Below are 17,219 nucleotides of genomic sequence, written 5' to 3'. Positions count from 1 at the left end.
CACTGTGCGATGAGATTCCGATAAACTTTTATAGCGTAATTGCGATAAAGTTGGACAAGTTCACCTCCGTTTCTTAACGTAGTTTATCGGTACACAAGCGATATGCTAATCTTAGCATGCACGCTGCCTAAACTGCAAACAAACGTTCTAAGCAACGTCGGATCTTCGGATTCGGCGTTTTTAATTTTGCGAATAGGGGATGCTATAGAATAACCTTAGTATTGCGTTTACTTTGGTTTGAACAGAAGGTCCTCAAGTTTCTTTACCGCCTCTTTTTGCATATTCGGGAATAAATGAGAGTACGTATCTAGTGTTGTCTGTATGCTCTTGTGACCTAATCGCATTTGAACGATTTTTGGATGTACCTCCATTAGTAAAAGCAAACTTGCATGCGTATGACGTAAGTCATGGAATCTTATTGGACGGAGAAGTAATTCTGCTATGACCTTTCGATGCAAGTATCCGATCGTCACTGCAAGCACTGGCTCACCATGTTTTGTGCAAACGACTAGCCCACTGTCCTTATAGTTGTTGTTTGATGAGGTCTCTCTTTCGTGCGCTATTCTCCTAAAATGACGTTCTAGTTCGATCTTATCGAAACTTGATATAGAAATTGACCGCATTCCAGAGCGCGACTTAGTACCATGATTAATTTCTTTGCGGTCACGACTTAAAGTCTGTGTAACATAAATGCAACTATTGTCAAAATTAATGTTTTTCCACGGTAACCCGAGAATTTCACCCATACGCATACCTGTCATTAATGCTAGATGAAAGCAAATGTAATACCTAGAGTCATATAGTTTATCTAAAAATTCTTGAGTGTTTCTCACGTTCCATACTTGTAGTTTCCTTCGTCTAACTCTCGGCTTATCAACTAGCTTAGAGACATTTTTCTTAATAAGTCTGATCTTTACCGCGTAATTAAGTGCTGTTACTAATGTGTTATAAATTTTCTGAATAGTTGCATCTGCTAATTTCTGTTCATTATTCTTCTCTTTAATACGTAATGAGTTCATAAATTTTTGTATATCCCAATGATTAAGTCTAGATAACATAATACTTCCGATTCCAGGTGTGATGTGGTTTTTTATATATGAACGGTACGATTCTAATGTAAGACGTGACAGGCTAAACCTCTTTTCCTCAAGCCATTCATCGAGAAATCTATCTACTGTTATTTTAGATGGCATTATGTAAGTTCCATTTTGAACCTCGACCATAACAGCAGTCATCTCCTTTTGGGCCGCTTTCTTCGTTCTAAAACCTCGTTTGCGTTTTTGTTTACGATTTCCCTGTTCGTCTTTTCCTACGTCTAAGACATACATCCAAGTACCTCTAATCTCTTTCTTAACGGAGCCGAGACCCATATAATTACCCCTCGTGTATTTATATTAAATCATTAAATGTCAATATTTCCGACTTCAAATCGCCTACTATCGCACGAAGTTTCTGTCGCCGATGCTCGCTCATCGTTACGAATAGCAACGTTGGAAACGCTCCGTACTTCACCGTCCACTTGCCTGAATCGCGGAGCTCACGGTAAGCCGCCATCTTACGCTCGTTGGCTCCGAAGCTCTGCGTTAGGTCAATTTCAATAAAAGTATATACGCCGTTCTTACGCATAATTGCGTCAGCGACGAGCTCCTTACCGTCCCACTTAACGGAATACTCCGTCTTAAAAAGCTCAGGCCGGTAGGTAACGCACACTTCGTTACGAATGACGGTATGTTGGACGAGTGGTGTGCGTTTTCTGACCGTTTCGCTGCCGATCTCTTTACGGCCTTTAGCGGAAAGGTACCAAACGAGCTCACCTTCATGGAACGAGTTAAGGTAATCGCCCATATCGTTAAGGACTCGTAACGTGTTTCGTCTGCCGCTCAGCGCGTGAAGACGCTGGATTTGCGAAGTAGTTAGGAATCCGAGTGTGTCACAGCTCTGCATAATCGCTATCCATCGGTCCAGCTTTTGTTGCGTTTTCGTTAGTAGTGCCACGTGTCACCGCCACCTTTCGTTGTTCGTCCAATCGTTGGACAATCGGTTCTTTTTTCGGTAAATCCGCAATCACCCGCTTAGCTTCTTCCGCCGATAAAAATGGAGCCTGTAACGTTTCGTCTTTCGATGTCTGGAATATCAATCGCCCTGGTACGTCTGGTAACGCAGCTGCTCCGTCATGGTCGAGTACGATCCGTGATTGTGTGCCGTCGCGTGTCCGGAAGCAAATTGATGCGGCAATATTCGTCTTGATTAGGCCGTCTATAACGTCCGCTGAAGGACGCTGTGTCGCGAGGACTAATAGTACCCCGGCGGCCCTTCCCTTCGCTGAAAGCACGGTTAATTTCGTTTTAATCGAGGACTTAACAACCTTATCCGGATCGTTCGGACGGACCTTGAAATCCGCGAGTTCATCGATAACAAGAATCGCCTTTTTACCTTCCCAAGTTTGCGACCCATTGGCCGCCATAATGCTATATCGGCGATTCATTTCGGATTCAATTTCCGTTGCTGTCCGTAACACATCCGATAGAGACGTCGCAAATCCTTTGACGCACGCCAGTTCGCGGAATATGCCGAGCTCAACACCGCCTTTTAAATCGCAGAGGAACAAATCTGGAGCCGGGCCGGTCGCCAGCGAAGCGAGAATGCCTCGGACGATGACGGATTTGCCACCGCCGGAGATTCCGCCAATGAGTAAATGTGGATACGGCCCGTCAAAATCGTAATAACGAGCTTCGCCCTTTCGGTTAACGCCGATCGGTACGCGGTAATCGTTGAATACCGTCATTTCAAATGACACTTTTTCCGGCATCGGCTGTGTAACGATATCAATGACCAGGCCGTCGTTTTTGTACGTCATTTCAACGTCGTCCGGATCTACTCGCATGGCCTCCGCTATAGCGCGCTTTTGATCGATGACTTTAGTGGACGATAAGCCGACCGGTAAGCCGCAGAGCAAGCGGATCCCCCACGACTCGTTATACTGCGCGTTGACGGCGGGTAGCATGACGGTATCGCCGGCCTTGACCGACAGGTTGAGCGTTTTGCAGGCAGCGATGAAGGATTTACGTAAGGAGAAAGAAGAAGAGAGGGGAGAAATTAAAGAACAAACAGACCCACAGATTAACCCAAATCCAATTTCTAATAACATAATGCCTCCTATCCAAACCTAGAGGTGTTTTAACTTGGGTGAATCTTCATTCCTTACTTCGGTTCCCTACAGTAACAACGAAAGTACAAGCGACTGCCCATTGTTCACCTGGCGAATATGTCGGCGAATGGTTGAGCGAACGGATTACTAAACTATGCCACGTGGCACTTTTTCAAACTACGGAATACTGATCGGCACAATTGAAGGAATTATCCCAGGCTTGTGCGTATCTAGGATTGCGTTTGTTCCTCACCTACACCTTTACGAGTGGCTAACGCGTTTAGTTGTTAAGGGGAGAGGTTTATTACACTAACGCCAACATTCCGCTGATCCACTCCCATGCTATCCAGCCGCCTGCTCCGATTAAGAAAAATCGACCAAACCGTTGAGCTGCTAATGCTCCGGTCACATTTCCGTTTTCGCGCGCTTTCCTTTCGATAAGACCCGATGATATAACGATCGCACCACAAATCCCGTAGGTAAGCACGTTAATCAACCCCTTCCGCATATTCGGCGTAATGTTCGCCGGTCATGTTAAAGTGTATGAACGTTTAACGTTCAATATGACAAAAATAAAAAGCCTCCATGCTTAATTAGCTGGGGCTTTTACTTTTTATGTATGACTTGAAATAGTTCATTAGGTGTTATTTCGAGATAGACGCATATTCTTGCTATTAATTGTGCAGGAATACGTTTGCTCGATATTTCACGATTGTTAATTAAATCATTAATCGTAGACCTACGATGGTCGATATCTTTTGATAACTGGAGGGCCGATATCCCTTTTTCTTTTAGAATTTCTCCAAGTGTGCAGTGTAAATCAGCAGGGGATTTTTCCCAATCCAACGAGTTTCCCTCCAATCGTAATAAGAATATTATACAAAATATTTTTCTATTAATCTATTGACCGTTTAACGATCAAATGGTATATTTTACATATAAATGAACGTTTAACGGTCACAAAATTGAAAATAATACTAAGGAGGATTTTCAATGAATCTACATATCCGCTATATCCTGCACTCATCCGGAACTATCCACGCTACGATGTTTAACGGTAACGCCCGTCAGACGATCTCTGTCCAACGCGGTTTCTTTGCGGCAATTACCGGTACAGGCCGTGATGCTGTATTAGGAGCCGTAGAGGTAACGCCTGTTATCGCGGCTGCTATAGGATTCATCGTACCCCTAACGGAAGGAGTTGCTACTGTATGACATACGGAACTGAGATTTACACTGTAAAGCGTACGCGCCGCGGTCTGTCCGCTAAGACAATAGTAAAACTAATTGCGTTCTTCCTTGCGATGTTGATTCGCGAGATCGCAAATTGAGGAGGCCACGCTATGAAAACGTCAATTTCCCGTATTTCTTACTACGTCCGCAAAGTCAACGCTTATAACTTAGCCCGCTTCGATTTTATCCGTTGCCGGTCCGCTAAACAGCCGCCAGCTTCGCGTCCTCTGCGTTTACTGGCGTATAAAGCCGCTATGTACCGACGAATCCACGTGGGGAAAGGCGTTGCGCTGTGAAGAAAGCATACTATCCCGCGTTCTATGTGGACGACCCGAACGAAGTCGAACCGCTGATCTATATCGATGGGGATTACGTTGGCGAAGCTCTTACGAACGTATGGCGTCGATGGTTTCGACGGACGTCCGTCACTGATTTACCGAATACTTACGCACCGCCGCCCGTTATCGTCGGAAAGTTTATTGGCCGCATGGCTAGAGGCGATTGGCAAGGCACTTTTATTGCGAATGATGGCCGCGAATATAAAGTTGTTGATTCTGTAATAACGAATCCACGAACAAGAGAGGAGCGCCATATGCTGAAGCTTGTTACGATTATGACCGGTCCTTATGAGTTTCAGGTTGACCCTTATGACATCTATCGGGGTTACCTGGTCGCAGATGGACACGCAATGTATGTCGCGGAGAACGGTGATATATGGCTCTTGGGCGTTGTTCCGACGGACAAGCCGGATGTCGTTATGCAGGAGAGCGCCCATGTGAAAATGGGTGAGATATCAGGGCAGGACGGCGGTGAAATTATCCTACATATCGCGAACGAGCTAAATGGTATGAGCGGACTCGACTTTATGATACGTTATGTCGTCCATAGTGATTATGAAATAGAATTCGATTTGCTTTCAAAGCCGCCTGACGATGGAACCAGTGGCTCCGGTTCCGAAACCTAAGCGCTAAATGGCGCTGATGGTCGCGGATAGCCCGTAGACGCGTATGCGTGTTATTTCGTAATCGATCGGCGGGAACCGATCGTACTCAGCGTCTGGCAGCGCTAAGTCTGTATTGTCCACGGAAGGTTCTAGACTTACCGTGGTTTTATTAGCGTCAGTATTTGGCGATGCTGGCGGCATTACGGCGTAGGCTTTGGCGGGCCTTCACCGTGCAGGGGCGTCCGGGTCTTGGCGGGCTCGGGCGCTCATTCTAACGCTTACTCCTGCGTTCTTTAATGAACGGATCAGCGGCGGCAACCGCTAATCCCATACGCTAACTTTATTGAGCGCGTTAATCGTATATTGAGTCCGACGGATGCGGGCGGGATGGACTCCGCGATTAGGTACCGCGTCCGTCTTATTATATCTATTTATACGAACGTACATTCCCTTCGGTTTCATTTATTTTTACATGTACCAAAAATAATTAAGCGAGCGTGTATTTATAGTATGGGCATGCGAAATGAACATCACCGTACATTAACTAAGTAGATGCGCGAACTGGCAGTTGGGCTGCGTAATAATTTATGACGGATTTGTGCCGTATTCAAAGTCAATCCGAATAATACTTGTGCAGAATCACACGCTCGTTTGTTATTACCGATGAATGTCCCAAAAATTCAATCTCGCTGTGCTTTTTAAAATGTAAGACAAAACTTGTGCGAAATTTGAATAAGTGCGTTGAATAAGGTGTGCAAAATAAAAAGTCGATTGTTAGATTGTATATACGGTAATCCGCGGAATCTTCCGCTCAAATAAACCAAATTTAAAGGAGACGATGACCGAATGGGCAAAACGAAAAATCCAATAGTGACAGATGCAACGGTGATACATCCGCAAGGTTGGTCGAACATGGCAATGGTGCACTTTAACCTCGAAGGAGAGGAAAATAATTTCGGGATTAATTTTTACAACGATAATAAGCAAGGAATCATGTATATGTATCCCGCACTTTATCGCTATGCTGACGCACCGCATGACACTAAAGAAATCAGCGAGCAAGTGTTAGCCATTCTCGAGCGAAAAGGAGAATCGTTATATGACAGCGTTGGACCGTGGGGGCGCTCGATCGCTGATCCATACGGCATATGACGCTTTAACCGATTTACCTGGCGTGAATCTGCGATAATCCGTTAGGGAGTGGCGTAATTTACGGAGGAACCTCTAGCGGATGAAGGCGCCAGGTACCGATTGTATACGACCATTAGACGATATATAACGTTTTGTTCACGTTGGCTGTAGACAGCCCGCGGGAACCTAAGTGCCCTCTTGGTCGGGAAAACCATCCGCCCAATTCACCTAGCCGCGAAAAACCAACCGCGTCTAGACTTATATTATATTATCGTCCGATAACTTTAACGTTAAGAGATATCAGTGTTAATATACGTATTCCATTTCGTCCGTGGGTTTGGGACGGAATGGGGTAAGGAGCGTAGCGACGCGGCAGGCACTTAGGCTCAACGAACGGTGTTTACACCGAACGCGAGCTCCCCGTTATATAACCTCGTACTTTTACAATATCGTACATCGGATGCGTTGATCTTAGTGGAGATTATTATAAGAGAAGAGGGACAGACATGCCTAAAAACGCTGAAATCCCACATGTGGCGCGGCTTCCCGGCGTTTTTCATTGTGACCGAAAAGGCACATAAATGGCCTTTTTTGTGACTGAAAAGGCACCTATTTTACGAGGAGGTACGAAAATGAACGTTGAATCGACTCGCGAATGGAAAGGTATGCAGCCCCGCCAAAAGTCCCGAATGCTCGACGCAATACAGAACGCAACCATAGTCGATGGTGCAATTATCGCACCGGACGGAGTAGACGTATCACACCGTTTGAAGGTGGAGCCACGAAAGACGTTGTCACAGCAGAAGTTCGTGAGGAATCGGAGTATAATGGGGCGGTTTTCGGAAGAGAACGGCAACTACGTAACGGCGTTCTTCGAATCGTGTGTGACTATGGCCGAACGCTTCCCTTCACTAACGCAGTCAGACCTTGGGCGGCTCATGTTCATAGGTACGTATACCGGCTATGATGACGGCAGCCTCCGCCACGATAACGGAATCACAATAAATCGTGCCTCTCTTATGAAATTAGTCGGAATCAGCCGAGAGCAATTTTCTAAGTTCTTTTCACGCTTATTGGCGGATGACGTCATAAGAGAAGACGACGGCGTCATTCTAGTTAATCCTACCGTGTTTACGCGCGGAGAGGTCAGTAGCGGTTTGACTGAAATGCAGCATATTCGCATCTATAGGAAAACCGTGCGTGAACTGTACGAGGAGTTCGGCAAAGGACGCGATGTGAAGCAGTTGGCGATCGTATTCACAGTAATACCATTTCTGCATTTTAATACGAATATCATCTGCTATAATCCGCAGGAATATTATTACGACCAACTTAGACCGATGACGGTCGATAAACTGGCGGCACTACTAGATTACGCTGAGTGGCGGAAGTTAAAGTTAGCGATGAATAGCGTTAAACTTGGCGGCCAGCCAGTGTTTGCCTTCGTGGAGGACGTTAACGACTCGCGAAAGCGGCGTATCATTGTCAATCCACGTGTCGTCTTCGCGGGCAACGCGGAAGGGCTTGAGCAATTACGAGCGCTGTGCGTTCTATTCAATTAATAACGGAGGAGGTCGACCATTTGACGTTAATATCCATCGAAACCACACCGCAAGCAATCACTGTTGACGAAGTTTACGCTCAATTCCGCACTCATTTCGATGATACCCACCCATCCGAGATATTTAAGGCAGCACGGACCGCATTCCCGAATCGGAAGGTATCGCAATACGATAAGCATGCTGAAACTCCGCCCGACCACCGTCACCGCATCGTTAAGGATTCGGTCGTTCACGTTATGCGTTATTACTTTGAAGAGCGGAATACGGTCGGTTATGTACCGCGAGGGTACGGAAAGCCAGCGCGCAAACTAATTTTGCCAACTGTAAACGAGCGGCGGTGTATCGAACTGTTAACTGACTTTTTACTCGCTGACGATTTGGCGGCCGGTTTGCTGCTGAAGGATCGGTTCCGTGAAGAAACAGACGAGAATTGTCTAGAGTTTCCGCCGTTAGGTGGCGCAGCTCGTGCGTACCAAGAGAAGGAGTTAAACCTCTTGACGACGGCGGATTTGAAGCGGCGCAAAGTCTGCGAATCGTGCCTTAGCTATTTTATCGATACGAGCCCAGGTTTTAACGCTAAGCGGTGCGGTCCGCGTTGTACTCGATGGTCGGAAATGCTTCGGTTTAGAGCTATGCGAAGTCACGGCGATAAGCGGAGGAAACGCGATAAGGAGCGACAGCAACATGAGAACCCGTTCTACAGTCCGTATGAACTTGAGCATCTGAATACATATCCAGAACGCTGCTATACGGATGATGCCATCGACCGCAAGGTTCAATCATATAAGCGTGGTGGGGGCAGTAAAAAGCCGCAAGGGGTAACGATGGATAGTCCCGAGGTAACTTCGCACCATAAGCCGTATAATCCGTCTGAAAAGGGTGAGAGTGGACAGATGATTACGCGTAAGAGGCGGCCGGAAGTAGTCAAGCGCTATCTTCGAATGAAATACGGGATTGGTCGGATACCCCGTGCAGATAAACATAGTAGTGAGACGGAGAACACCAGTTCTTGCGTCGATATTTTTATGGCCGTTGTGTAGTAATATGAACGGAAATAATCGAAAAGGGGGTAAAGTGAATGGATGGTAAAGCAGTGAAGGCCATTCGAGAAGAAAAACGTATGTCGCAAACAGAGTTCGCAAAGGCGATCGGAGTCAGTCAACAAACAATACAGGCCGTAGAAACCGGAAGAAGATCTGTATCAGAGCGAATTAGGTATCGGATATCGGCTCTATTTGATGCCGACGAGACAATAGAAATAGTCCGGCGCGCCAGATTAGTCGATCGTCTTATTCTCTAATTTTTTTTTTTGATGTTTTAATATTTACGCCTAATAATCCAAATATATCGTAACACAAAAGGGGTTTCCGGTCAATGGATTTACAGAGAGAAATTAGAAAGTTAGCAAGTAGCAGCTGCGCCAATTTCGCAGACAAAGACCGCTGTCTTATTGAGCCGGACGGCCAGTTAACATGCCGCTATTTCCGTGAGAACGCGGAGGAAGCACGCTGCCGTTACTTTGAATCGTCCGTACTCCCGGCAGATACAGCGCTCGAAGCACGGTATTACGGCGGTAGTAAGAGGAACGTGATTCGTTGTGCAATGTGCCACAAAGAGTACGTTCGGACTTCGAATCGGCAACGTTACTGTATCGGTTGTAGGGAACGTGCTGAGACGGAAGCAAGACGAAGGCGTGACGCCAGATATAAGAGCAACAAAGCGACGGTTTAAGCGTGGAATTACCTTACTGTGGCTTAGAATTCGCGTCATATAAGGCGGTTTAAAACGGCGTTAAGGCGATAAGTCCTTATACGTTTATTTGACGTCTAAAGCGTCGCAAGGGGGAGCACATGAGAGAGCAAGCAAAAACCTATTGCGAGTTCTACCGGCCTGATACGACTTGCGTACTCATGCAGGCGTTGGTGACCGAGACGGACTCGCGGTGCAAGTGCTGGCGAGATCCACCGGAAGACTGCCGTTATCTACGGCTGATTGTTCTAAACGGGGGCCGACGCCGTGGACGTTAAAGAGTATGAAATCGAATACGGCGCAAGCAGGCCGCTGAAGTTCCGGACTTACGTTATCGATAGCGAGGATAAAGAATGGTTTCTCGACGTTATCTATGAGTTTGTGATAGCTAACGTGAATATCGATACGGCCGAAAAGATGGACCACGCTCACTACTACCGGTTAGTAGAGAAAATGGCGATTTTATTGTGTAAGGCGGAGTCTCCTACGAAAAATTACGGTATTACTAAACCGGAAATTCGGTGGGCTATTACCTACTGGATAAAGTCTATATCGGAGGCGACGTACCGTGGCGAAGGAAATCATCATAACGAAAATTGAACAGATCGACTACGGGCATAAACGCCTTGTGCACATGATCGATACAAGGACCAGCGAGGAGTATACGATGACGTTCGGCGATTCCGTTACGGAGGCAAGAATCCGGTTAATGGCACCGTCACTCATAGAAAAAGAGAAAAAGAAAAAGAGAAGATACTAGGGGGCATAAGAATGTTAGGTTTGGTTAAATCGTACAATCCCGAAAAAAAGTACGGATTTTTAGAAACGGAAGACAGTAAAAGCTTCTTCGTTCATATTTCGATGATAAATAGCAAAGACGGAGAAAAGCAGTTATTCAAATATGAGCCGGTTACTTTTGATATCGGGACGGATAAAAAGTCCGGTCGAACTGTAGCGATTAATGTCGTACCAATTTGGAGGACGGATGAGGCAGATTATCCAGCTCACAACGCATGAGCTCGAAGGCATCCGGTTCATGGCGCTTAACCTTTACGATCAACGAGGACAGCACGCGGACCAAATCATTAAGCCAGCGGATAACATCGAAATTATCGAAGCCGTAAGCGACATTATTATGATACACCGTATCGAAACGGTTGATATCGAAACGGACAGCGAGTCCGTATTCAAATCGTTTTTATCGATTCCAGGCGTCAATGTATCTTTTGTACTGCCGTCGGATCTGCGGTCATTGCACGATTTATTTTTGCCGCATTCTATCGTGTATCCGATGATATGTGAGTTGTACTTACCGGAACCAATCGATAAGTCGCAGCCTAACGAGAAAGTATCGTTGTGGTGGCGCTTCTTAAATTTAATAGGGGGATTGATTAAACGATGGAAACAATGAAATGGGAACTACGCGAAAAATATGATGTACAGGACCGACAATACCAAGCGATTCGAGATCGCTACGACCGTGCTTTAATTGAAGCTGGGACACGGCTCGAGGACTTGAAATCGGAGCAAGGTGCATTACTACGCGAAGAGTTTCGTACTGGTGCTGATATGTCCGCTCAGAAGGCGAAACTACGCGCTAAGATTGATGAAGCGGAGAAGGCGAAGGAGTCCACCGCACTCGAGCGCAACCAAGCATATGATTATACGCGTGTAGCAGCCGGTATGGATCGCATAACCGTCCGAGACTTAGTTTTGGATTGGAACGGACCATACCGGAGTGCCGTGCGTGAGGCGGAATTGACACCGGTTGTTGAGCGCATTTCAGCGGCACGGTCAGAGTACTATAACGCAGTACTGGATTTTTATAATCTAAAGGATCGCTACTTCTCCGAGTACAACACACTGCATGATATGGCATATGGCGATAACAAAAACCATTCCGGTAACCATATGTATCCTCATGAAATCGCAAATGAGGGCGACTTGTCAACGATCACAAATGAGGATCTCATTCATATCCAAAATCGCCGCACACTACCGGACGGTATTGAGCGAAAGGAGGGTAAATCATAATGAATATGGCTCAAATCCATAACACTGCCGCAGAACTTACTCAGAAGCTTAAAGCAAACGGGGAAATATCTGCACAAGATTTGAAAAACGCGGAAGCAATGGTGAACGCATCAGGACGACCAGAACATTTCACTTTGTGGGGTGCTGCGAGAAGTCGTTACTTCGCTGCGAATCAGCCGGATGAGCCAGAACCGGAGAAAGTGACCGCCGCACAAGTTGAGGAAGCTGAAAGGGAAGTAAAGAAGAACGGAAGCTTAATTAACAGGACCAATTATGCCGTTTTAAAGCAGAGATACGCTATACAAGAGGCTGCGGAGCAATAATTCCGTAGTCTTTTTAAATTTAAAAATAGGGGGAATTTATTCATGAGAGTATCTACTAACGACAATGGAATTACCGTAATTGACCAGGACGAAGCGGTAGTCGCACTGGCCGCCGGCATCGACACGGACACGACCGTCTGGTCATACGTAGATCGCAGTGGACAGACGGTAACGATCGATATTAGCGCACATCGTCCGAATCTTGACGTTTTATCGGGGCTGTATCGTCAGGCTGAAGTAACTAAGCGTCCAGAAGTAGCAGCGGCGTATATTTCGATGAAAAGCCGGATTCTGGTGCTATTTGATAAACGGGACCGGTTAGGTGAGCGCTATGAATAATTCCGTTGAACTTACGGAGGACATGGTCGCCAAGCTCGAACGTATCGACGAATTGGTAAGTGTAGTATCGAAGGCAGCCGGACAGGTTCATCAAGTCCGGTTTGCTTCACGCTGGCCGGCAGAATGCGCGGAGTTAAGGAATGTAGCAGCTGATATCCGCGCCTACGGTCCGGAGTTTGGACGGCTTTCTTTTCGCCTAGCCAGGATTATCGACGAAATGGATGAAACATGGCGCGTTCATCAAGATAATCGACTTGATAGCCGGCAAGCACGTAAACAGCGAGATCTACTTGCGGGGTGTTTTATTAAGTTGGTTGAAGCGACCGAAGCGTTACACGACGTCGCGACCGTAGATGGAAGGAGTGTTCGAAATTGCCATACGACTTAACTGCGCGATTACGGGTTCGTGATGATAACTTTACGAGTAAGATGCGGCTAGCGGCGGGTGAGACGAAGAAGCTGCAGTTAGTTGCCGGACAGTCCGATTCCGCAATAAGCCGTATGGGGCGCTCAGCAACCACTACAGGATCGTCCTTTCAACGGTTTAGTGCGACGGCAGGATCTGCGTTAACAAGCGTCGGTAGCAAAGTAGTAATGACGGGGACCGCCATAGCAAGTATGGGTGCGGCGGCGGTTGTTGCAGCTGCGGGGTTTGCGGCTTTTGCCGGCTCTAAATCCGCGCTTAAATTAGCGGGGGATGCCGAAATGGCCTCGATTGCCTACGAAACCATGTTAGGCAGCGCGGAGAAGTCGCAGAAGTTTCTAGCGGACTTGAAGAAATACGCTGCTGACTCGCCTTTTGACCTCGCTGGACTACGTGACAGCTCACGACAAATGCTCGGGTTTGGGTTTGCATCGGAAAGAGTAATTCCCATGCTACGTAACTTTTCGGATGCTTCAGCGGGCTTAGGTCTCGGTAGCGACGGTATACAGCGGATGACTTTAGCTATCGGGCAAATGCAGGCTAAAGGAAAGGTACAGGGTGGAGAGATCCTCCAGCTTGCGGAAATGGGGATACCTGCGGTCCAAATACTTGCCGATAAGATGAAGATTACGCAGGATGCGGTCTTAGATCTCACAAGTAAAGGCTTGGTGCCTGCGGATAAGGCGATCCGGGTAATTCTCGATGGCCTAGAAAAGAGATACGGCGGACTTAGCGATAAACAGTCCAAAACTCTAACAGGCATGTACAACAAGCTGCAAGACACCTTCGATAATGACCTCCTTAAACGCTGGGGCGACGGTATCGGCAGCGCTCTCTATCCGCGATTCCAACAGCTTACGAAGTGGATTGACGAAAACGATTCGACGATTGATGCATGGGGAAACAACTTAGCAGCCGTAGCAAAAGGCGGAACCGATGCGTTAATTAGTGCAGCCGAGGGCGGAATGAAATATATTAACGATCATTTCATCAATAACGATGCTTTCAATAAGCTGACAACCTATGACGCTAAGGTATCATTCGTTTTCGATGACGTTCTGGCCACGTTTAATAAGTGGTTCAATTCAACGGGTAAAGCTACAGTTAAGAGCGTAGCCGACTCAGTAACAGACACATTAGTTACCTCGATATCGGAGGCGACTGTCCCACTAACGGAAATCGGCGTCAAACTAGGCGGTGGTATTGCGACTGGAATCGCTTCCGGACTCGTTAAGGGAACGAAGAATATTCCGATAGTGGGGAGCGTCCTTCAAGCCGGCTCAGACTTCGGAACCGGAGTATCAACATTCGCCGATACGTTCAATAAGGACGGATTCAGCGGACTTGCTGATCGGATGTGGCAGCGGGCGGTAGCGAACTTCTCAAATACTCCGGATATGCAGTACCAGGAAGAGCAACGGCAGATCGGCCGTCAGTTCGATAATGCACCGCGGAAAGCGACTGGTTTATCGGAGGTGCCCTATAACGGATACAAGGCGATACTCCATCGCGGAGAAGAAGTATTGCCTGCGCCTCAAGCCGGTGAGTACCGTAGAAGTGGCGGAGCCGTGAGCGTCACTATCCCTAAACTTGCCGAGACAATCGTAATTCGTGAGGAAGCAGATATTGACCGAATTTCACACGGAATAGCTAACGCGCTTATGCGTCTACAAGGATCCACCGCTCAGTAATAACGGATCATCCTACCGCTGGGATAGCGTCGGGGTTCCTTTTTTTCGTTCAAAAGTGAAGCACATATGTATTGTTTGTATTCTTTTTCTTATTACCGAAATAACGGAAGGGGAATCGTTAATGAGCCGTAGAAAAAGGAAAGGAAACTATAAGCGTGGTCGGCCGCCTCTTAGTCCGATTCATTACGCAGCTGTCGAACTATTGGCCGGTAAATATGGCCGTAAGAGCTGCGAAGAAATTGCGGAGTTGATTGGCGTTAACAGGCGTACTCTATACCGTTGGAGGCAGCGGAGAGACTTCGATAATGCTCTAACGGTTGAGATTCGTCGTACTATTTCGGAGCGATTCGCAGGACATAGGCCGAGCGTAATGGACATCGCAAATTCCGGTGACATTGCGGAGCTCATACGAATACTCCAGGCCAACGGATTCGCAGTCGGATAAATCACAATTACGGGAAAATGCGGTTGCTGTGCATAGTGGCGTGGGTTTATTGGGGTAAACCATATGTCCCAATACTACGCATTTATCGAATTTTTCGGCAGCGGTCGTCTGACGTGTGCCCCTTCGAAAACTTTCGGAAACAGAGGTACTACTTCGTAAAATGCGTATTTTGCACATAAGTCTAAACGCCAATAAACCGCACCACTACGCGGTTTTCATGTTGTAACATTCGACTAAAGAGCAGAAGTCAACGCTTATACATCGATTATGCACCGTTTATGCACGATTTATAAGTGACCCCCCAAGGCCACACGCGTATATGGCTCGTTCATGTCCCGGACAAATCGGCGTGTCGGAAAAACGCTTTGAGTCGGTCGGATCTACTTCGCTGCATCTTTACGCTGTCCAATTCGTATTAAACGTTATAAACTAGAGGAAACATTTGGAAAGGCGGCGTAACTTATGCGTCATTGTGTTCACTGTGATCGACCGGTCCGTCCCGTTAAGAAAGCGTCATGGCTTGTGGTTGTTGTTAACGTCCTCATAGCGATATTCTTTCCGCTAGTCGGAGTTCCGCTACTAATCGGTTATGCGGGCTATTATGTGTTCTTTAAAAAACGCGAGTGTCCGATCTGTGCCGGCCGTGACTTCACGTTAACGCAGGAGCAAGAAGATGAGAGAGAATTTCTAGAAAGTGTGTCGATGCGAAACATGTTTAAACGAAAGTAATTGTAAAAAAAACGCCAAGAATGACGGTTTATATCCCCGTCTTCAAGGCGTTATGTTTTACTTAAACCGTGTGCGACCGCGCTTCCGTTCATTTCCGCTATCGATTAAATTGGCGACGGGACTCGCTTTTTCATGCTGTTCGTGTAAATCCGCCTTAGAATATTTAACGTAAACTTGCGTCATGTTTAGCGATGTATGCCCAAGTAATCGCGCCAGTGCAATCGGATCTCCGCCAGAACGTAGGAACTTTACCGCGAAGTAATGACGCCAAGTGTGAGGAGATACCCGAGCGGACGTGATGCCGGCCTTTTTACCGTACTTTTTAAGCATCTTAGCGAAGGAATCCGCGTAATAGCGTTCGCCAAACTGCGTTAACCATAGATAATCTTCTTCATTAACGTTCATGTACGATATCAACTTTTCGAGTTCCTTAGCAGTATGCTTGGATATCGGGATTATACGCGTACTATTAGTTTTGGCTATTTCTGCGCGAACTGTGATCTGCCGAAGCCGTAAATCCACGTCTGAAATTTTAAACTGCGTTAATTCTCCGATGCGCAGCCCGCAATCCGCAAGTACGAGCATCATAGTAGTATCTCGTATACCGGTGTAAATCCGCTTATTCGGAGCCTCTAATAGTTGTTTTACTTCGTCATCCGTAAATACCTCGAAAGTATCTTTCTTCTCCGTTTGATAATTAATCGCATCCATAGGCGAATAAGATATAATACGCTCTCTAACAAGTTGGTTGAAGAATATTTTCATATTACGAACAATATTATTTACAGTTCGAGCAGATAATCCGACAACTCCGTCCGGGCTCGTAGGGTGATCGTCCCAGCGTGTTTTTTCAAACGTTAGATAGTGGATGTAATCACGTACAACTTCCAGCGTAATAGATTCATGTGCTGAAGCTCCGTACCATTTGCGGAATTGATTTAACGTTTGTTCATACGCCTCTAAAGTTTTAGGCGACCGCTTCTCGATTCTTTTATTGTAAAGGAACTCAGAGATAGCGCGCTCAAGGTCAAAAACGAGTGGCTTTTCACGTTTACTTACGAATGAAAATTTCGGGTTTCTTCTATTAGATAGCGTCATATTTAACCGCATCCTCCATATCGATAAATTGAGCGCTATATGTTCCGATAAAGTTTATCGCAATTGCGTTTTTCAAACGTTTCGTTCCCGAAAGTTTATCGCCCACTGTTCGTAGAGGTACCGAACACCTTCCGCCTTTACCACGCATGGACGCGCGGCAACATCGACAGTATCAGCCACTTGTTCGGCTATACGATTAATATCTCTAAAGCTAAGCCAACTAATTCTGAGTTTATTGCGATGGTGGCGGATAAGCTGCGGATCGAGCATAAGGTTAGTTGAAAGGGTTAGGAGCTTTGTGGGGTAAGGGCATATTGGGATTTGGACTGTATTCCTTATAATTAATGAAAGTCGATAAACTCGTTTTTGA

Annotated in this window: 25 protein-coding genes and 1 pseudogene; 20 read left to right on the top strand and 6 right to left on the bottom strand. The window is 46.5% G+C overall.

What is annotated here, in order from left to right:
* Nucleotides 1–227 precede the first annotated feature (227 nt).
* The 5 genes from ACFQ0C_RS00235 to ACFQ0C_RS00215 form a co-directional block, all read right to left on the bottom strand.
* Entirely contained in the window at nt 228–1,328 is a 1,101-nt protein-coding gene (locus tag ACFQ0C_RS00235; protein WP_379362830.1) for a site-specific integrase, read from the bottom strand.
* Nucleotides 1,329–1,389: 61 nt separating this feature from the next.
* Nucleotides 1,390–1,995, bottom strand: a complete 606-nt coding sequence (locus ACFQ0C_RS00230) for a replication-relaxation family protein (RefSeq protein WP_379362828.1) — start codon at nt 1,993–1,995, stop codon at nt 1,390–1,392.
* Entirely contained in the window at nt 1,931–3,148 is a 1,218-nt protein-coding gene (locus tag ACFQ0C_RS00225; RefSeq protein ID WP_379362826.1) for an FtsK/SpoIIIE domain-containing protein, read from the bottom strand. Before ACFQ0C_RS00225 ends, ACFQ0C_RS00230 begins: the two co-directional genes overlap by 65 nt.
* A 304-nt stretch (nt 3,149–3,452) precedes the next feature.
* Nucleotides 3,453–3,635 carry a hypothetical protein gene (locus ACFQ0C_RS00220; protein WP_379362824.1) on the bottom strand — a complete coding sequence of 61 codons (183 nt, stop codon included), beginning with the start codon at nt 3,633–3,635 and terminating at the stop codon, nt 3,453–3,455.
* Nucleotides 3,636–3,754: 119 nt separating this feature from the next.
* Nucleotides 3,755–3,994 (bottom strand): helix-turn-helix domain-containing protein, encoded by a 240-nt coding sequence (locus tag ACFQ0C_RS00215; RefSeq protein WP_379362822.1) that lies wholly within the window; start codon nt 3,992–3,994, stop codon nt 3,755–3,757.
* A gap of 147 nt (nt 3,995–4,141) precedes the next feature.
* On the opposite strand from ACFQ0C_RS00215, the gene ACFQ0C_RS00210 reads away from it, so the two are divergent.
* From ACFQ0C_RS00210 to ACFQ0C_RS00120, 19 genes are all read left to right on the top strand, one after another.
* Nucleotides 4,142–4,363 carry a hypothetical protein gene (locus ACFQ0C_RS00210; protein WP_379362820.1) on the top strand — a complete coding sequence of 74 codons (222 nt, stop codon included), beginning with the start codon at nt 4,142–4,144 and terminating at the stop codon, nt 4,361–4,363.
* A gap of 128 nt (nt 4,364–4,491) precedes the next feature.
* Nucleotides 4,492–4,677: a hypothetical protein gene (locus ACFQ0C_RS00205; RefSeq protein WP_379362818.1), complete on the top strand. Its 186-nt coding sequence runs from the start codon at nt 4,492–4,494 to the stop codon at nt 4,675–4,677.
* The gene (locus ACFQ0C_RS00200; protein ID WP_379362816.1) at nt 4,674–5,345 is read left to right on the top strand and encodes a hypothetical protein; all 672 of its coding nucleotides are present in this window, start codon (nt 4,674–4,676) and stop codon (nt 5,343–5,345) included. Before ACFQ0C_RS00205 ends, ACFQ0C_RS00200 begins: the two co-directional genes overlap by 4 nt.
* Before the next feature lie 825 nt (nt 5,346–6,170).
* Entirely contained in the window at nt 6,171–6,476 is a 306-nt protein-coding gene (locus ACFQ0C_RS00195; protein ID WP_379362814.1) for a hypothetical protein, read from the top strand.
* Between the two features lie 668 nt (nt 6,477–7,144).
* The gene (locus tag ACFQ0C_RS00190) at nt 7,145–8,017 is read left to right on the top strand and encodes a hypothetical protein (RefSeq protein WP_379362812.1); all 873 of its coding nucleotides are present in this window, start codon (nt 7,145–7,147) and stop codon (nt 8,015–8,017) included.
* A 20-nt stretch (nt 8,018–8,037) separates the two neighbouring features.
* Nucleotides 8,038–9,057 carry a hypothetical protein gene (locus ACFQ0C_RS00185; protein ID WP_379362810.1) on the top strand — a complete coding sequence of 340 codons (1,020 nt, stop codon included), beginning with the start codon at nt 8,038–8,040 and terminating at the stop codon, nt 9,055–9,057.
* Between the two features lie 38 nt (nt 9,058–9,095).
* Nucleotides 9,096–9,317: a helix-turn-helix transcriptional regulator gene (locus ACFQ0C_RS00180; protein WP_379362808.1), complete on the top strand. Its 222-nt coding sequence runs from the start codon at nt 9,096–9,098 to the stop codon at nt 9,315–9,317.
* 74 nt (nt 9,318–9,391) lie between these two features.
* Nucleotides 9,392–9,748, top strand: a complete 357-nt coding sequence (locus ACFQ0C_RS00175; RefSeq protein WP_379362806.1) for a cysteine-rich VLP protein — start codon at nt 9,392–9,394, stop codon at nt 9,746–9,748.
* 285 nt (nt 9,749–10,033) lie between these two features.
* On the top strand, nt 10,034–10,366 hold the full coding sequence (locus ACFQ0C_RS00170; RefSeq protein WP_379362804.1) for a hypothetical protein: 333 nt from the start codon (nt 10,034–10,036) through the stop codon (nt 10,364–10,366).
* Complete coding sequence (locus tag ACFQ0C_RS00165; RefSeq protein WP_379362802.1) at nt 10,335–10,526, top strand: hypothetical protein; 192 nt, start codon at nt 10,335–10,337, stop codon at nt 10,524–10,526. Before ACFQ0C_RS00170 ends, ACFQ0C_RS00165 begins: the two co-directional genes overlap by 32 nt.
* Nucleotides 10,527–10,537: 11 nt before the next feature.
* On the top strand, nt 10,538–10,783 hold the full coding sequence (locus ACFQ0C_RS00160) for a cold shock domain-containing protein (protein WP_379362800.1): 246 nt from the start codon (nt 10,538–10,540) through the stop codon (nt 10,781–10,783).
* The gene (locus ACFQ0C_RS00155) at nt 10,752–11,177 is read left to right on the top strand and encodes a hypothetical protein (protein WP_379362798.1); all 426 of its coding nucleotides are present in this window, start codon (nt 10,752–10,754) and stop codon (nt 11,175–11,177) included. Before ACFQ0C_RS00160 ends, ACFQ0C_RS00155 begins: the two co-directional genes overlap by 32 nt.
* The gene (locus ACFQ0C_RS00150) at nt 11,174–11,800 is read left to right on the top strand and encodes a hypothetical protein (RefSeq protein ID WP_379362796.1); all 627 of its coding nucleotides are present in this window, start codon (nt 11,174–11,176) and stop codon (nt 11,798–11,800) included. Before ACFQ0C_RS00155 ends, ACFQ0C_RS00150 begins: the two co-directional genes overlap by 4 nt.
* Nucleotides 11,800–12,123 carry a hypothetical protein gene (locus tag ACFQ0C_RS00145; RefSeq protein ID WP_379362794.1) on the top strand — a complete coding sequence of 108 codons (324 nt, stop codon included), beginning with the start codon at nt 11,800–11,802 and terminating at the stop codon, nt 12,121–12,123. Before ACFQ0C_RS00150 ends, ACFQ0C_RS00145 begins: the two co-directional genes overlap by 1 nt.
* Before the next feature lie 42 nt (nt 12,124–12,165).
* On the top strand, nt 12,166–12,462 hold the full coding sequence (locus tag ACFQ0C_RS00140; protein WP_379362792.1) for a hypothetical protein: 297 nt from the start codon (nt 12,166–12,168) through the stop codon (nt 12,460–12,462).
* Entirely contained in the window at nt 12,455–12,850 is a 396-nt protein-coding gene (locus tag ACFQ0C_RS00135) for a hypothetical protein (RefSeq protein WP_379362790.1), read from the top strand. The genes ACFQ0C_RS00140 and ACFQ0C_RS00135 overlap by 8 nt, the downstream gene beginning before the upstream one ends.
* Nucleotides 12,835–14,577 (top strand): tape measure protein, encoded by a 1,743-nt coding sequence (locus ACFQ0C_RS00130; protein WP_379362788.1) that lies wholly within the window; start codon nt 12,835–12,837, stop codon nt 14,575–14,577. Before ACFQ0C_RS00135 ends, ACFQ0C_RS00130 begins: the two co-directional genes overlap by 16 nt.
* 121 nt (nt 14,578–14,698) lie before the next feature.
* Nucleotides 14,699–15,022, top strand: a complete 324-nt coding sequence (locus tag ACFQ0C_RS00125) for a phBC6A51 family helix-turn-helix protein (protein WP_379362786.1) — start codon at nt 14,699–14,701, stop codon at nt 15,020–15,022.
* A 462-nt stretch (nt 15,023–15,484) separates the two neighbouring features.
* Entirely contained in the window at nt 15,485–15,751 is a 267-nt protein-coding gene (locus ACFQ0C_RS00120; protein ID WP_379362784.1) for a hypothetical protein, read from the top strand.
* A gap of 57 nt (nt 15,752–15,808) precedes the next feature.
* Here ACFQ0C_RS00120 and ACFQ0C_RS00115 read toward each other — a convergent pair whose 3' ends face one another.
* Nucleotides 15,809–16,849, bottom strand: coding sequence for a tyrosine-type recombinase/integrase (locus tag ACFQ0C_RS00115; RefSeq protein ID WP_379362782.1), 1,041 nt, complete (start codon nt 16,847–16,849; stop codon nt 15,809–15,811).
* A 144-nt stretch (nt 16,850–16,993) separates the two neighbouring features.
* Between ACFQ0C_RS00115 and ACFQ0C_RS00110 the strand changes: the two are divergent.
* A pseudogene (locus ACFQ0C_RS00110) lies at nt 16,994–17,131 on the top strand (sporulation initiation factor Spo0A C-terminal domain-containing protein); the annotation flags it as partial.
* Nucleotides 17,132–17,219 lie beyond the last annotated feature (88 nt).

It is taken from the genome of Paenibacillus sp. GCM10027630, from assembly GCF_042676305.1.
Lineage (GTDB): Bacteria > Bacillota > Bacilli > Paenibacillales > NBRC-103111 > Paenibacillus_S.
This window is presented reverse-complemented; position numbering and strand designations above follow the sequence as displayed.

Excerpts from the sequence above, each read along its gene's own strand:
- ACFQ0C_RS00225 (WP_379362826.1), bottom strand. The coding sequence starts at position 3,148 with ATGTTATTAGAAATTGGATTTGGGTTAATCTGTGGGTCTGTTTGTTCT.
- ACFQ0C_RS00145 (WP_379362794.1), top strand. The coding sequence starts at position 11,800 with ATGAATATGGCTCAAATCCATAACACTGCCGCAGAACTTACTCAGAAG.
- ACFQ0C_RS00190 (WP_379362812.1), top strand. The coding sequence starts at position 7,145 with ATGCTCGACGCAATACAGAACGCAACCATAGTCGATGGTGCAATTATC.
- ACFQ0C_RS00125 (WP_379362786.1), top strand. The coding sequence starts at position 14,699 with ATGAGCCGTAGAAAAAGGAAAGGAAACTATAAGCGTGGTCGGCCGCCT.
- ACFQ0C_RS00160 (WP_379362800.1), top strand. The coding sequence starts at position 10,538 with ATGTTAGGTTTGGTTAAATCGTACAATCCCGAAAAAAAGTACGGATTT.
- ACFQ0C_RS00175 (WP_379362806.1), top strand. The coding sequence starts at position 9,392 with ATGGATTTACAGAGAGAAATTAGAAAGTTAGCAAGTAGCAGCTGCGCC.
- ACFQ0C_RS00210 (WP_379362820.1), top strand. The coding sequence starts at position 4,142 with ATGAATCTACATATCCGCTATATCCTGCACTCATCCGGAACTATCCAC.
- ACFQ0C_RS00135 (WP_379362790.1), top strand. The coding sequence starts at position 12,455 with ATGAATAATTCCGTTGAACTTACGGAGGACATGGTCGCCAAGCTCGAA.
- ACFQ0C_RS00115 (WP_379362782.1), bottom strand. The coding sequence starts at position 16,849 with ATGACGCTATCTAATAGAAGAAACCCGAAATTTTCATTCGTAAGTAAA.
- ACFQ0C_RS00195 (WP_379362814.1), top strand. The coding sequence starts at position 6,171 with ATGGGCAAAACGAAAAATCCAATAGTGACAGATGCAACGGTGATACAT.
- ACFQ0C_RS00120 (WP_379362784.1), top strand. The coding sequence starts at position 15,485 with ATGCGTCATTGTGTTCACTGTGATCGACCGGTCCGTCCCGTTAAGAAA.
- ACFQ0C_RS00180 (WP_379362808.1), top strand. The coding sequence starts at position 9,096 with ATGGATGGTAAAGCAGTGAAGGCCATTCGAGAAGAAAAACGTATGTCG.
- ACFQ0C_RS00235 (WP_379362830.1), bottom strand. The coding sequence starts at position 1,328 with ATGTATGTCTTAGACGTAGGAAAAGACGAACAGGGAAATCGTAAACAA.
- ACFQ0C_RS00150 (WP_379362796.1), top strand. The coding sequence starts at position 11,174 with ATGAAATGGGAACTACGCGAAAAATATGATGTACAGGACCGACAATAC.
- ACFQ0C_RS00140 (WP_379362792.1), top strand. The coding sequence starts at position 12,166 with ATGAGAGTATCTACTAACGACAATGGAATTACCGTAATTGACCAGGAC.
- ACFQ0C_RS00155 (WP_379362798.1), top strand. The coding sequence starts at position 10,752 with ATGAGGCAGATTATCCAGCTCACAACGCATGAGCTCGAAGGCATCCGG.
- ACFQ0C_RS00205 (WP_379362818.1), top strand. The coding sequence starts at position 4,492 with ATGAAAACGTCAATTTCCCGTATTTCTTACTACGTCCGCAAAGTCAAC.